Source organism: Sporosarcina aquimarina (assembly GCF_033253705.1).
Classification (GTDB): Bacteria; Bacillota; Bacilli; order Bacillales_A; family Planococcaceae; genus Sporosarcina; species Sporosarcina aquimarina.
On sequence record NZ_JAUBDH010000001.1, the window covers coordinates 243,947 to 258,491 of the forward strand.

General features: G+C 44.4%; 12 protein-coding genes. 10 read left to right on the forward strand and 2 right to left on the reverse strand.

The features are described from left to right. Positions 1-64: 64 nt before the first annotated feature. On the reverse strand, positions 65-523 hold the full coding sequence (locus tag QT716_RS01245; RefSeq protein WP_317933858.1) for a helix-turn-helix domain-containing protein: 459 nt from the start codon (positions 521-523) through the stop codon (positions 65-67). A gap of 311 nt (positions 524-834) precedes the next feature. Between QT716_RS01245 and QT716_RS01250 the strand changes: the two genes are divergently transcribed. The 5 genes from QT716_RS01250 to QT716_RS01270 all read left to right on the forward strand — a co-directional run bounded on the left by QT716_RS01250 (position 835) and on the right by QT716_RS01270 (position 5,015). Further along, the gene (locus tag QT716_RS01250) at positions 835-1,065 is read left to right on the forward strand and encodes a hypothetical protein (protein WP_317933859.1); all 231 of its coding nucleotides are present in this window, start codon (positions 835-837) and stop codon (positions 1,063-1,065) included. Positions 1,066-1,192: 127 nt separating this feature from the next. Further along, positions 1,193-1,657 (forward strand): transcriptional regulator, encoded by a 465-nt coding sequence (locus QT716_RS01255; RefSeq protein ID WP_317933860.1) that lies wholly within the window; start codon positions 1,193-1,195, stop codon positions 1,655-1,657. 476 nt (positions 1,658-2,133) lie between these two features. Next, positions 2,134-2,823, forward strand: coding sequence for a hypothetical protein (locus tag QT716_RS01260; RefSeq protein WP_317933862.1), 690 nt, complete (start codon positions 2,134-2,136; stop codon positions 2,821-2,823). After that, positions 2,823-4,106, forward strand: coding sequence for an efflux RND transporter periplasmic adaptor subunit (locus QT716_RS01265; protein ID WP_317933864.1), 1,284 nt, complete (start codon positions 2,823-2,825; stop codon positions 4,104-4,106). Before QT716_RS01260 ends, QT716_RS01265 begins: the two co-directional genes overlap by 1 nt. A gap of 273 nt (positions 4,107-4,379) precedes the next feature. Next, the gene (locus tag QT716_RS01270) at positions 4,380-5,015 is read left to right on the forward strand and encodes an exonuclease domain-containing protein (RefSeq protein WP_317933865.1); all 636 of its coding nucleotides are present in this window, start codon (positions 4,380-4,382) and stop codon (positions 5,013-5,015) included. Here the strand turns inward: QT716_RS01270 and QT716_RS01275 are convergent. Beyond that, the gene (locus QT716_RS01275; protein ID WP_317933866.1) at positions 4,933-5,592 is read right to left on the reverse strand and encodes a hypothetical protein; all 660 of its coding nucleotides are present in this window, start codon (positions 5,590-5,592) and stop codon (positions 4,933-4,935) included. The two genes, QT716_RS01270 and QT716_RS01275, sit on opposite strands and share 83 nt — an antisense overlap. A 279-nt stretch (positions 5,593-5,871) precedes the next feature. On the opposite strand from QT716_RS01275, the gene QT716_RS01280 reads away from it, so the two are divergent. The 5 genes from QT716_RS01280 to QT716_RS01300 all read left to right on the forward strand — a co-directional run bounded on the left by QT716_RS01280 (position 5,872) and on the right by QT716_RS01300 (position 14,477). Continuing rightward, positions 5,872-10,809: a S8 family serine peptidase gene (locus QT716_RS01280; protein ID WP_317933869.1), complete on the forward strand. Its 4,938-nt coding sequence runs from the start codon at positions 5,872-5,874 to the stop codon at positions 10,807-10,809. 702 nt (positions 10,810-11,511) lie between these two features. Continuing rightward, entirely contained in the window at positions 11,512-12,609 is a 1,098-nt protein-coding gene (locus QT716_RS01285) for a helix-turn-helix domain-containing protein (protein WP_317933871.1), read from the forward strand. After that, on the forward strand, positions 12,609-12,836 hold the full coding sequence (locus tag QT716_RS01290; protein ID WP_317933873.1) for a PLD nuclease N-terminal domain-containing protein: 228 nt from the start codon (positions 12,609-12,611) through the stop codon (positions 12,834-12,836). The genes QT716_RS01285 and QT716_RS01290 overlap by 1 nt, the downstream gene beginning before the upstream one ends. Further along, positions 12,820-13,716, forward strand: coding sequence for an ABC transporter ATP-binding protein (locus tag QT716_RS01295; protein ID WP_317933874.1), 897 nt, complete (start codon positions 12,820-12,822; stop codon positions 13,714-13,716). Before QT716_RS01290 ends, QT716_RS01295 begins: the two co-directional genes overlap by 17 nt. Then, positions 13,713-14,477 carry an ABC transporter permease subunit gene (locus tag QT716_RS01300; RefSeq protein WP_317933876.1) on the forward strand — a complete coding sequence of 255 codons (765 nt, stop codon included), beginning with the start codon at positions 13,713-13,715 and terminating at the stop codon, positions 14,475-14,477. Before QT716_RS01295 ends, QT716_RS01300 begins: the two co-directional genes overlap by 4 nt. Positions 14,478-14,545: the final 68 nt, after the last annotated feature.

The window sequence follows — 14,545 nt, forward strand, 5'->3', positions numbered from 1 at the left end:
TCACAACTGTAAATAGAAAAAACCTTCACGATTCCTTTTCAGGAGTGTGAAGGTATTGAGTCGATTATTGGTTTTTATCAATAAAACTTTTAAATACAGCGATGTTTGACTTAATGGAATTAAAGTAAATCCTTCGCTGTTTTGCAGAAAGTGAAGAGGCAATAGCAATCACTTCCCGGAGCTCATTGCTTTCTTCTAACAGCCCACGATGCTGCTCGATGAATTGATTTCGATAATGTGTTCGAATTTCGTTAGTCTTGCCAGCATGTTCATGTCGCTTTGACTTCACATCCCGTAAAGGCTCTCCCATAATCATGGCAAGAAAGTAATCATCTGGAATATCAAACGTTCGTTTTATCTCTGCGAGCATATCTGGAGTTAGGTCACGATTTTTCGTCTCATAATTCGATAAGGCTGAAGAGGAGATAGATAATCGCTCTGCAGCCTCTAGTTGCTTGATGTCCAAATACTCTTCTCTGTATTCTTTAAATTGCTTACCAAAGTTGCGGTCTTTACGATCCATAATCATCCTCCGGTTTTTTTCTAACCGTAAAGCAGATTTTAAACGTTTTAGCCAAATCCAACGAATCGTGAAAATACTTTTTCAACAAACTGTTGGATTGGATATCGGAGGAAAACTCGTATGGGATAATGTGATTAGTTTTATGAAATTTCAGTGAGTGATTAGAATTAGGAAGATTATGGAGGAAGAGGTGAAAAGTCATACCCAATCAATTCGTTCTATATATACCGGGGTTGGACAAAATGATGTCGAATCACAAAAATAAGCTTCAAAACATGCTTATGCCTGTTAATTTTTCAGGAGCAACTGATGTGAAAGAATCACAGACTTTATATTTAATCTCTGCAACAGTTGGAGGTGCTTATTTCGATTCCATAATTTTTAACTATGAACACAACCTGATTGAATTTAACCAAATCAGGCGAACGAAAGAAGGGATGGGGGAGTCTGTAGTGGCCGCGCTGCAGGAGTTACAGATTTATGACTATGCCCCGCGGCGTATGTCATATCTTTTTATACCCTATCTTCCTGAAAAGAATTAGGATTCGCCGATATAGAATCTATCGCGCAAACATATAATTGAAAACACAGGCGTTTACCATTCACAAATTGACCTCGGATGTGATAGACTATGAATAATCGGAATATTCAAATTCGGAGGGGATTCAGATGTTATCAGTCAAACGAATGACTCCATTTTATACGAGTAAAGAAGATTTTCGTCTGCGATTGGTGTTTGCCTATCAATACTTTTCCATCTTAAAAGGTCAAGAGGTCTTTCAATTTGTTCCGATTGAAGGTAAGGAGATTGTCATCAACATGAGAAGTTTGCAAGTAGAAAATTTGGGCGAAGTATTCGTCTTCCAGCGCGGCAGCAGGTTCATCCGATTACCGCTGTATCAGTTGCTGCTTATTTCCGACTTGCATCTGCACTTGTCTACTGTGTTAGAAGGAATCTTCCACTTAGCTCCTGAGTTATCAGAGCCTCAGGCAAGAGAAAATGAGCAGCTGATCAGTGAATTGGAAATGGTAAATCGTCTGAGAATGATTGACTATGCTTTAGAAAAGAACGACAGAGAATTATTCATTGAACTGACGGAAGGAATGCGTACAAGTAATGCTCAAACTGAATAACGCCATGTAAAAACACCTATCGAGAGTTAACGATGATAGGTGTTTTTAATTTGAATTAAAAGCTAGTTGATAGTTCTTCATACGAGAATATATAATAGCGCCACGAATCCAGTAGAGCCTGCAAGTCCAAAGGCGATATCCTGCCAAGACATTTGTACTATTTTTTTTGCTTGAATATTGTTTTCCATTGTATTCCGCTCCTTTTGTCGATTTCCCGGGAAATAACTTGTAATTTGCGGGAAGTGTTGTCCGTGTCTGAGGTGTGATGTAGTATGCGAAATTAGCTAATTAGTTATTCTTTACCCAAGTTGGGGGGTGTCGGAAACACATTTGTGCGAAAAAGTCTATTATTCTATTCAAAATATAGTTGAACCTGCATGAAATCTTTGCAAATCATTTATATTTTGCTAAAGTAGAGGATAGGAAGTTATTATCGAAATCCGTTTCCCTATTTTCGACAAGAAAGGAATTATCCTATGTTTTTTAACTTTTCGTTTTGGCGCTATGTAACAAATCCGTCGCAACTCGCCTTGAATCACCAAAGTTCGGCAATGCGCGGATTTAATATACGGATTGTTTTTCTATTTCTTTCTGGGATCGTAATCTTTGCATTACGAGACATATGGGGGATGACGACAGAATCGCTTAGCCCGATGCTCGCAACTGCAACCTATGGCGATTACACAATTGCGCGTTTCGTTTCCGTAATTGGATCTGCACTATGGGCGATTGTCTACATAAGTTTTCATCTATATGTTGTCTCTTACATTCTCGGACTTTTGACATCTATTCCTGTTCGCAGAATAGTGCCCCTCCAATTGCTTGTCACAGGTGTCTTATTAATAGAAAAAGCACTTGTATTTTTAGTGTTCGCTGTAAAGGGAGAAGCAACAAACGTTTCGTTCTTATCTTTCGGTCCGCTCACTTCAACATTTTCGGACATTTGGTTTCTAGTTATGTTTTTAAACCAATTAACACTAATTACCGCATTAATTGTAAGCTTGCAATTTAGCTTTATCCGCACCTATACGAAAACAATGAATTGGAAAAGCCTGCTCGCAGTTCTAATCGGACTGCAAATCGTATTTGCGTTGTTAACGACAGCAGTCGGATACATACCATTTGAGCGTCTCTTCAATTACATCGTGTCAGGGGGCGCTGCATAATGAATAAAACAACGAATGCCGTAATCGCTATAGTTGTCAGTGTGTTTGTCGCACTAAATCTGTATCTCATGTATTCAGAGAAAAGTGTGATTCCAAAGTCAGTCTATGTAAGTGAGTACGAGCAAATGTCAGCAAAAGAGTATAAAGAAAAACTGCCAAAAGATGGCCTAGTGGCACCAGCTGAAACGTATACCGTTTATACGAGCGAAGCTAACGCAATTGATGCATGGCTCGTACGCGAAGGAGATGCTGTTACAACAGGGCAAGAACTCGCTAGTTTGCAAACAGAACAAGCTGATGGACAGCGCTCTGTATGGGAATCCGAAAAAGAAGCGCTGCTTACACAGCAAAACTCAATTCGTTCCACAATTTCTGATTTGGAATCAGGGGACCAAACAAATAGTTCCGATTCTTCTAAGTCAGATCGTGCACAAACAGGAGACGATACGAAAGTCGAATTGAACGTTCAAGTAAAAGTCGATGTGAACCAAACAGGTTCTTACGCTCAGGCAGTTGCAGAAGCGGAACGCGATCTGGCCGATACGGAACGCCGACTAAAAGTCGTTGAATCCCAGTTGGACCAAAACTCAGCAACTCCCTCTTTGATAAGCCCGATAGATGGTGTTGTGTCGCGCATTAACAATGAGAATGATAAACCGACAATCGTGATTTACAGCAATGCCCAAGTCATTGAAACGTATGCTGAAGACGAAGAGTGGAGCAGGCTGGCTATTGATGACCCGGCAGTATTAGATGCTAAAGGTACAGAAGGTACTTTTGAAGGAAGTATTGAATCGGTTGACCAGGTTCCGGCACAATCCAATGAATTTTTAGAAGCTTATAAAACGCTTGCGGATAAGAAAGTAACCAATCCGTTAGCTTATTACAAAGTCCGCTTGAATACAGGCGAACAAGGAGTTCCTGCACCATTCGGAACGCATGTTAAGACGTTGATCACAACGGATACCGCTCAAAATGCAGCAGCCGTTCGCTCGGCGTGGCTCTCTAATGCAGGAACGGATCGTGCATTCGTTTGGCGATTAGATGAAAAAGGCTATGCGTCAACTCATAAAGTGGAAGAAGCGTTTGAGCACCTAAACAGGACTGTTGTAACGCAAGGAGTGGATGCGGGGGACATCGTGGTCTACGATAAATCATTACGTGATCAGGAAAGTGCACCGCTTGTCTTTTTCCCACTGCCTACGGATTTACCTGAAAAGGCAGAGTGGAAAGCATTCGGCTGGAAAAACTATTTCAAAGTATTGTTATTGAAACAACCATAGTTTAAAATAATCTTTACACGCAGTTACCCAGGGAATCAGTGAAAACTGATTGTCTGGGTAGTTTTTTTATGACTGGATCTATTTTGGCTGAAACTTGAATCTGAAAAAGTGTAATACCGTATGGAAGGTCACATTTATAGTGATTAAAGACTTAGTTTTATTAAAAAAAATAGGGGTGTCTTAAAATATTTATAAATTGCTTGAAATCAGGATTATTTTTCCTTGGAGCGGGGAATAAGTAGTTAGAACACCACGGTAAGGGAAGTGCAACTTATGGAAAATCAGCGGAAGAAAGTGCAGACAATGCTGAATCAACAGCCTATGCAAAAAAATATTCGTGTGCGAAAGCAAACAAAAAGCAGTAACTATATAACGACTGAAGATTGTCATCAGGACTACATTGTATTAGATTTTGAGACGACAGGAATGCGGGCAGGAGCCGATAAAATCATCTGTGTACTGGCGATTCAATATATCAATCACTTAGAAGTGGATCGGTTTGAAACGTTAGTGAACCCCCAGCGCCATATTCCACTCGAAGTCACACAAAGAACCGGACTTTCTGATGCCGAAATTGGCAGCGCGCCGATTATGGAAGAAGTACTTGGTGACCTAGTTACATTTATCGGTGAGTTACCCATTGTGATTCACGACAGCTCGTTTGAAATGGGATTTTTAGAATCATTACATGACTTTTCGGAGGTGCGTTTACCAAAGTATACAGTGGTGGACACGACGAAATTAGCGCGAAAAATTGCTAGTCAATTGGAAGATGTCGAAAAGATGAAAAGGTTAGCTTTTTTGCTTGGTACGAAGCAAGAGTCGCTTAGCGGAATTTCTGATTGCCGAGCAACTGCTGACATTTATAAGTATTGCTGTGAAGTAAGCAGTGAAGCCATTGAATCCTAATAGTTGCAACGCTCCAAAATATGGAGCGTTTTTTATATGGTCTTTTTTGAGGGTAGGTCAGTAAGCGCTCCAATATCTGGAGCAACCCGCCCATTATGCCGGCGAATCCGTCCGTTACGATGTGCAACCCGCCCGTTACGCCGGAGAACCCGCTCGCTTCCATGGGCAACCCACCCGTTACGCCAGCGAACCCGCCCGTTACGCCGGCGAACCCGCCCGTTTTGATGTGCAACCCGCCCGTTACGCTGGAGAACCCGCCCGCTTCGAAGGGCAACCCGCCCATTACGCCGGAGAACCCGCCCGCTACGATGGGCAACCCGCCCGTTACGCTGGAGAACCCGCCCGCTTCGATGGGCAACCCGCCCGTTACGCCTGCGAATCCGCCCGCTTCGAAGGGCAACCCGCCCGTTATGCCGGAGAACCCGCCCGTTACGATGTGCAACCCGCCCGTTACGCCGGCGAACCCGCCCGTTACGATGTGCAACCCGCCCGTTATGCCGGAGAACCCGCTCGCTTCCATGGGCAACCCACCCCATTCACCCACAAGTGCTAGATTCCAAACATCGTACCCATCCAATAATTATCTCCTACGAATGCACTACATTATAATCATCCTTCGTTTATCACGGAATCCGAAATATCTGTTGTTCCCAACGGACTACTCCAGGTGAACTAGATGAATGACTATTGAACGGTTTTTCAGAAAAAGGTGTTTAATTCAATAAACTGCACTAATCTAACGTTCTAAAATCTTCCAAACTATGATATTGTCATTTTGTCACTTAATTTAGTTAAGTCTGACAACAAACATTCTAAGGGGGAAGAAGAATTGGCCAATAAGAAATTCACAAGATTCTTGAGTACATTTCTCACGCTCATCCTGATTCTGTCACTTGTCCTGCCGTTTTCTAGCACTGCAAATGCAGCGCTGCTGAAACAGCCGTTCAAGCCGAATCCGCAAAATGAAAGTATGCTGCAGCAAAAAGCTGCGATTGCACAACAGACAAGCATACTGGAAGGGGACGCCAAGCTCCATAAAGAGTTGCAAGGGGTGTCTGGTAATAAGGAAATCCCTGTTATCATTCATTTATCCGAAAAAGCGGTTGGTCTTGAACAAGGGATTCAGAAGCTCAACGGGAAAAAAATGAGCCAAGCTCAAGTCACGCAAAAAAAGAAAGAAATTAAAACACAGCAAAACACAGCTCGAAAACAAATGGCGGTCAAAAATGTCGAATTCGACCAAGTTTACGCATACGATACAGTCCTCAACGGTCTCTCCGGTAAAGTGAAAGCAAACGACCTCAAGAAACTCCTAACAGTCAGCGGCGTGAAATACGTCGAACCCGATACGACAGTCTATGCATCTGAAGGTCTTCAAAAAGTAGACCCGAAAGTAGATGCGAAAATGGACACAAGCATTCCATTTCTAGGCATCAATAAGCTTTGGGAAGAAGGAATTGAAGGACAAGGTGTCAAAGTTGCAGTACTCGATACTGGAATTGACTCGACACACCCAGACTTGAAAGCGGTTTATAAAGGCGGAAAGAACTTCGTGCCTCACACAGAAGGCGAGTATGCACGTCCGCGCGCAGATGACGATGGTTCTGAAACATCGCCACTCGATCGCCCAGCGGACAAGCCAGAGTTTAACGACCGTGGCAGCTCGTTCTATACGACTCACGGAACGCACGTTGCTGGAACTATCGCAGCTCAAGGCAATAACGAATTCGGCATTAAAGGAATCGCACCAAAAGTTGACCTATACTCGTACCGCGTCCTTGGCGCATATGGAAGTGGTTCAACTTCGGGTATCATCAAAGCAATCGACACAGCAGTAACTGAAGAAATCGATGTCATCAACCTATCACTTGGCGGCGGAGCGAACTCTGAAACAGACGGCGCATCATTTGCTATTAACAACGCAATGCTGGCAGGAACGATTTCAGTGATCGCAACAGGAAACTCAGGTCCGAACCGCGGAACAATGGGGACTCCTGCAACATCACGACTTGGAATCGCAGTTGGAAACACAACAAATCCTGAAACGCATTACAAAGCGAATGTAAACGTGACTGCAGGCGATTTCACTTACAGCAAAGTGAATGACTTGATGGCAACAACATTCGGTAAAGACGTAGAAGCACAATTAACAGGTGACTACGATTTAGTTGCAGTCCCAGGCGTAGGTGCTGAAAAAGACTACGCGGATTTAGATGTAATTGGCAAAGTGGCACTCGTTTCTCGAGGGGAAATCGCATTTGTCGATAAAGTCGCAGCGGCTAAGGAAAATGGCGCAGCAGCTATTATTATCCACAACTTTGCAGGCGGTACAAATGCGCCGAACAAGTCAGATGTATTCCTCGGTGATGCGTTTGAATTCATCCCGACATTCGATATGTCTGTTACAGATGGAGAAGCGCTGCGCGCAGCTCTAGCAGCAGCTCCTGGAACAATTTCGTTCGATCAATTCACTAGTGTTAAGACGACAGGCGATGACGTCAACGACTCAAGTTCACGTGGTCCATCTACACCGAACTTCGACATTAAACCAGACGTATCAGCACCTGGGACAAACATCATGTCAACAATCCCGATGTACGGTAAGGATTTCCCAGACGCAGATTACAGCGAAGCGTACTCACGTAAAACAGGTACTTCCATGGCAACTCCGCACATCGCGGGAATTGCAGCACTCGTGAAACAAGCGAACCCGACATGGAACGCATTTGACGTGAAAGTAGCACTTTCGAACACAGCAACAATTCTTGATACTAAGAAATATGACGTATTTGCACAAGGCGCAGGACGCGTGGACGCTTACAAGGCAGCACACGCCAATGTTTTGGCATACGCAATTGACACAGCGAATAATGATGGAACAGAAGTTGAAAACTTAAAAGGAACTGTTACATTCGGTCCTCAAAAGTTGGACAAAGACTTGTCTGTAACGAAGAAAATCAAAGTAAAAGATTTGGCATCAACTGGCGGAGAGTACAAAGTTTCCGTTGAAGTGACAAAAGGTTTTGGAGACGCGGCACTAACAGTCGACAAGCCGGAGTTCACATTGAATGGAGAACAAGAATTGAATGTCACGCTAACTGCTTCAAAAGCAACAACAAAAGCAGGGGATGAAATTCTCGGTTATATCCACATTAAAGGCAATGGCAAAGATCTTTCATTACCATTCGCTGCAGACTTTGGTGGTGCGGCTGCAGTCGCAGTGAAAGATATGACGATTTCAGAAACGGATCTTTCATTCAATGGAGACGGAGTGAAGGACGAAGCGTTGCTGTCTTTCGCAATTACTGGAGATGTAGGATACAACTACATTGAATTGTGGAATATCATGGATCCTACAGGCGGAGAATTTGCAGATGGCTACATCGGATATTTGCATGCCGGCACTGAACTCGCAGCTGGAGCCTATACGCTCAAAGTTTCCGGCGGATACACACCGTGGGGAGGAACTGGAGAAACACAAATTCCTGATGGATTATACACAATCGACTTCTCGGCTGAACCTAAATCCGGAAATCCCAAAACAATTTCCGCTTACGTGGGACCAGTTGTTGTGAAATCGACAGCAGGTACAATCGAAGGATCCGTTGAAGACGGAAAAGCAACTGGTAAAGTCATCGACAAGTATGTCGACTACCAGAAAGAACTTGTGAAATACGGAATGGGTTACGACCTTAACACAAAACTTTCAGCAACATACGAAGTAACGGCAGAGGAAACGGTGGTTGACTCAGGTGAGGTTAAACTTGAACAGGATGGTACATTTGCATTTAACCTTCCAACGTTCGATAAAACCAAAAATAACGTCACTGTGAAATACACTGATGCTGCAGGCAACAAAGCAGAACAAGTCATCTACACAGCGGTCGACGTGCCAGAAGACACAGTTTCAATTTCTGTAGACCAATCGGCACTTGACTTGAAAGTGGGCGACACAGCTCAACTTCTAGTCACAGAAACAACGACGACTCCAGACGGTACGTCAACTGACCGCGATGTAACTGCAGAAGCAACATTCGCTTCAAGCAATGCTGCTGTTGCAACAGTGGCAGGCGGAAAAGTGACAGCTGTTGCAGAAGGTACAGCGGATGTCACGGTAACGTATAATGACTTCTCGCAAACAGTTCCTGTAACAGTTACAGCAGAACCTGTAAAAGAAGAAGTCAGCTATGCTTTGAACAAGAAAAATCTTTCACTGGGTGTTGGCCAGCAAGAACAGCTGACAATCACTGAAACAAAAGTACAAGCAGACGGCACAGTCGTAAAAACAGACGTTACACCAACTGTTAACTTCAACGTCGTCGACAACAAAGTAGCAACTGTCCATAAAGGACTCGTAACGGCTCACAAAGCAGGCAAAACGCAAGTACGCGTGATGATTCCTGGACAAGATACTCGCTTCGTTTATCTAGAAGTAAAAGATCTTCCACAAGACGTTGTCACGTATTCAGTTGACAAAACAGCACTGAAACTGGGTGTTGGTCAGCAAGAACAGCTTGCAATCACACAAACAACTGTTAAGCCGGACGGCACAGTAGTCGAAAAAGACTTCACGCCATCGACTAGCTTCAACGTTGTAAACAACAAAATCGCAACAGTTTCAAAAGGACTCGTTACCGCGCACAAAGCAGGTAAAACACAAGTCCGCGTGATGATTCCTGGAGAAGACACAATTTTTGTTTACCTGGAAGTTGTGACACCTCCGCAAAACATCGTGACGTATTCGGTTGATAAAACCGATGTGAAAATGCAAGTGAACGAACAAAAGCAAATTAAAGTAACTGAGAAAACAGTTACACCAGACGGCAAAGTTACTAAAAAAGATGTAACTGGCTCAAGTAGCTACAGCGTCATTAACAACAAAATTGCTACTGTTAAAAAAGGATTGATCAGCGCGCATACACCAGGTAAAACGCAAGTGAAAGTCGTCTTGCCAAATGGTGAAAGCCTGCTTGTCTACCTAACAGTTAAAGGCGAGCCCGCTCCAATCATTACGTATGCGTTGGATAAAGACAGTGTCTCCTTGAAAGAAGGGGACACAGCTTCTGTCCAGCTGATCGAAACAACAACAAAAGCAGATGGCACGGCGACAACAAAAGTGGTAACTACGGATGCTGCATACCAGTCGAATAACCCTGCAGTAGCAAAAGTGTATCAAGGTAAAATCACTGCAATTGGTGCAGGAGACGCAGAAATCAGCGTGACGCTTGGTGAATTCACAACAACTGTCAAAGTTCACGTTGAAGCACCGGCTCCAAAAGCAGTTGTCGTAACACAGGACATGGTCCAATCGTTCATCGGGGACAAAAAAGCGAAGCAAATCGTTTTGGATATCCCAGTAACGGCGGACTCTACGGACGTTGAATTCTCGAAAGCGGTTTTGAAGCAAATCGAGAAGTCGGAAAAGGATCTCGTATTGAAAGCTGGAGACGCAGTGTACACGTTTGAAGATGACGCAGTCGAAGAATTACTCGATCGCGCAGGCGATGCAGTCATCACACTAGGTACGTCATCATCGGCTGACGTGAAAAACGCAGCATCTGATGTGTTCGTAATCGAGTTTTCAAAAGGGACGGCAGACAACAAGTCAGCACTTGAAAAGTTCGATGAAGAAGTTCATGTTGCCATTGCAGTGGATGATGCAACAGGGAAGAAAATGAAGAAATCAGAAGCGTTAAACTTGAGCACAAACAAAACTTCCAAAGTTAAAGTGAAAAAAGGCGAGGCTCAATTCACTATTGAATCCGCTGGAAGTTATGTGATTGTAACGAAGTGATCGAGTAAAGGCTGCCTGCGGGCAGCCTTTTTGTATGGGGCTAGGGTGGTGCGCTAGATTCTCGCGGCTGCATACTCGAGCCAATCGAAATCCAAGTTCGCGACCAATCCATCTTTCCCCATTTAAAACCAAGACTAATTGGTCAGCTGCGCTGCGCTCCGCATTTAGTGATGGGGAGCGGGGTGCATAGGGTTTTTATGAAAGCAATCGTCTATTAACCACTAGAACCCGCCCGCTTTGCTGCGGAACCCGCCCGCTACCGTGTGCAACCCGCCCACTACCGTGTGCAACCCGCCCACTACGCCGCGGAACCCGCCCGATACCACGGACAACTCGCCCGCTTTGCCGCGGAACCCGCCCGAAACCACGGACAACCCGCCCGCTTTACCGCGGAACTCGCCCGATACCCCGGGCAACCCGCCCGATACCCCGGGCAACCCGCCCGCTTTGCCGCGGAACCCGCCCGCTACCATGGGCAACTCGCCCGCTCTGCCGCGGAACTCGCCCGATACCCCGGGCAACCCGCCCGCTACCACGGGCAACCCGCCCGCTCTGATGCGGAACCCGCCCGATTCCACGCCAATCCCACCACTCCAAGTCACCCAGCAGTTGACTCCAACGCCTAGAAGTAACTCGGAAGTTGATTGAATAACCTACCAGTTAACATATACTAAAGATAGACCATGAAAAGGAGGGGACGACATGCTTCAAATCGGCTCCATCATTTTGCGCGAACGTCAGCGGCTCAGCATTACACAAGAAACGCTGGCCATACATTGCCAAGTTTCAAAAGCGTCTGTATCGAAGTGGGAAAAAAGGCAAAGTTATCCTGATATTACACTGTTGCCGAAACTAGCTGCCTACTTTGATATCACAATTGATGAATTGCTTAGCTTCGAGCATCAGCTATCTAAACAAACCGTCCAAGAACTTTATAATGACTTCTCGCAAAGGTTCGGAAAAGAACCCTTTCCACAAGTATTTCAAGAAGTTGAAAACCAAGTAAAAACATATTACCAAGACCCCTCATTTATCCTGCAAATGAGTGTTCTAATGCTCAATCACTACCATCTTGCTGAGGACCAAAAGAGTGTTTTAAGCAAAATTACACAATGGACCGAACGCATCCGACAGCTCAGTAACGACGTCTGGATTCTGCGGCAAGTAAACACACTGCAAGCGAACGTTGCGCTCATGCAGGCAAATCCGCAAAAAACACTTGAACTGCTGGATGGAGTTATCCAACCCAGTATCGGTGACGAAGTCTTGCTGGCCACCGCCCATGAACAAGTAGGGAACGCCGAAGAAGCCATGCGTGCCATCCAAGTGATGATCTACCAAAGTCTCCTTCAAATTGTTGGCGGCAGTCCGATTTATCTAAGACTCACTTCATCGGAATCGCCTTTATTTGATGAAACCATCCGTCGCATCGAAGGGGTAATTGAGCTGTATGATCTGAAAAAACTGCATCCGAATATGTGTATCCAGTTTTACATAAGCGTCGCGCAGTCCGCAGCTATTGAACATAATCGGGAGCTTCTCTACAACTATCTAACGAAGTATGTTGACGTGTGCATCCGCCACTTATGGCCGATTGAGCTTCGAGGAGATGATTATTTCGATTTATTGGATGAATGGCTGGAACAGCTGGACCTCGGGAAGACTGCCCTTCGCAATGATGAGCTCATTAAACAATCCATACTTGATTTCATGAACGCACCGTTTTTTGAACCCTATCAACAAGACGAAGAAATGCATGATTTAAAAGAGAAATTACGTTGGGGATTGGAGGATAAATGATGAATACAGACATCGGATTGCTCATGGAATATTTGCCTTTCATCATTCCGTTAGCCTTACTTCAATTCGGACTCGCAATTTTTTCTGTCATTCACGTCATTCGGCACCCACATTACCGATTCGGCAACCAAGTCATGTGGCTGCTCATTGTGCTGCTGATTCAATTCATCGGACCACTTATTTACTTCGTTGCGGGAAGGGGAGATGAAGATGGTCGTATCGATTAACAATGTCAGCAAGCGGTTTGGCACAAAAGAAGTGTTGAAAAACGTTACCCTTACCATCCCGGACAAATCCATTTTCGGCTTTGTTGGAGCAAATGGAGCAGGCAAAACGACTCTCATGAAATGTATGTTGGGACTGCTCCCGCTGACATCAGGATCCATCACCATCGCAGGTGAACCGGTCACATTCGGTCAAACGAAATCGAACGCTCATATCGGCTATTTGCCGGATGTTCCAGAATTTTATCCATATTACACTGCACGAGAATACTTGCAGCTATGTGCTGTCATCACCAAAATGCCGAAATCTGAACGCACATCCCGCATCAAAGAATTACTGGAACTGGTAGGGCTAAGTCAAACAAATTCTCAGATACAAGCCTATTCAAGGGGCATGAAACAGCGGCTCGGAATTGCTCAAGCACTTTTAAACCGTCCGAAACTGCTCATTTGCGACGAACCCACGTCTGCACTCGATCCCGTAGGACGTGCACAGATTTTGTCCATATTACAAGCTGCCAAATCGGAAACGACCGTATTCTTTTCAACTCATATACTATCGGATGCGGAACAGATATGTGATCGCGTTGCCATGCTGCACAACGGCACAATTATTTTTGAAGATGAACTCAGTGCACTCCAACAACAAGTGGAGCATCAGTTTGTTTTCACATTCGTCCAATCTGTGGAACAAGCGCAATCTCGATTAGCTGACCTTGAATATGACATGACGATTGAAGACGGTTCACTGATTGTAAAATTATCAAACGAATCGGAACGACTGCAATTCATGCGTGAGTTAACGGAGCGGAATCTCGTCATTCAGTCCATGCATCCTCACACTAGACTGCTTGAAAAAGTCGTGCTGGAGGTGTTGAAATGAGTCCATGGTTTGGTTTTCTTAAGAAGGAGTGGACAGAAAGTGTGAAGTCCTACAAACTGCTGCTTACTGTCCTCATTTTTTCTGTGCTTGGTATTTTAAATCCATTTACCGCAAAAATCACTCCAGTTGTTATGAAAAATTTCATGCCGGAAGGAACCGTTTTAAACTTGCCGGAACCGACGGCACTCGATTCGTGGCTGCAATTTTATAAAAACTTCCCGCAAATGGGATTGCTCGTTTTCATCTTATTGTTCAGTACCATGATGTCTAAGGAAATCGAAAAAGGTACACTCGTCATCTTACTGACCAAAGGATTACGAAGAAGCACAGTTGTCACAACAAAGTTCGTCACGGGCGCACTGTACTGGACGCTTGCATTCTTACTGACATTTTTCATCACATATAGCTACACTGCCTATTATTGGGATCAAAGCATTCTACACCATCTGTTCCTTGCAGGGGGATGTGTATATGTATTTGGATTGCTTCTGTTTACAATAACGTTGTGGGGAAACACTTATTTCGCATCAGCATATGGCGGTCTTTTGGTGACATTGGTCGTCTTAGTAATATTGTTTATCATCGCGATTTTCCCTTCGGCTGCAGAGTGGAATCCGCTTCAGCTGCTGACGGGATCCAGCGGACTGTTAACAGGGGAAGTGGCATCGAAAGAAATGGGGGTCCCATTCCTCGTTGCAATCGGAACTCTGCTCGTTTTTCTAATAGGAACGATTTCTCATTTCAATAAAAAACTTCTGTAGCGCACGTCATTCAGTCAGACTTTCAAAACCTGAAGTCTGTTTTGTGCAGTGCTTCCGGGGTATACTAG

What these genes read in the sequence shown, in the direction of transcription:
- QT716_RS01265 (WP_317933864.1), top strand. Translation starts at nt 2,823, where the DNA reads ATGAATAAAACAACGAATGCCGTAATCGCTATAGTTGTCAGTGTGTTT.
- QT716_RS01300 (WP_317933876.1), top strand. Translation starts at nt 13,713, where the DNA reads ATGAGTCCATGGTTTGGTTTTCTTAAGAAGGAGTGGACAGAAAGTGTG.
- QT716_RS01260 (WP_317933862.1), top strand. Translation starts at nt 2,134, where the DNA reads ATGTTTTTTAACTTTTCGTTTTGGCGCTATGTAACAAATCCGTCGCAA.
- QT716_RS01290 (WP_317933873.1), top strand. Translation starts at nt 12,609, where the DNA reads ATGAATACAGACATCGGATTGCTCATGGAATATTTGCCTTTCATCATT.
- QT716_RS01255 (WP_317933860.1), top strand. Translation starts at nt 1,193, where the DNA reads ATGTTATCAGTCAAACGAATGACTCCATTTTATACGAGTAAAGAAGAT.
- QT716_RS01270 (WP_317933865.1), top strand. Translation starts at nt 4,380, where the DNA reads ATGGAAAATCAGCGGAAGAAAGTGCAGACAATGCTGAATCAACAGCCT.
- QT716_RS01285 (WP_317933871.1), top strand. Translation starts at nt 11,512, where the DNA reads ATGCTTCAAATCGGCTCCATCATTTTGCGCGAACGTCAGCGGCTCAGC.
- QT716_RS01245 (WP_317933858.1), bottom strand. Translation starts at nt 523, where the DNA reads ATGGATCGTAAAGACCGCAACTTTGGTAAGCAATTTAAAGAATACAGA.
- QT716_RS01295 (WP_317933874.1), top strand. Translation starts at nt 12,820, where the DNA reads ATGGTCGTATCGATTAACAATGTCAGCAAGCGGTTTGGCACAAAAGAA.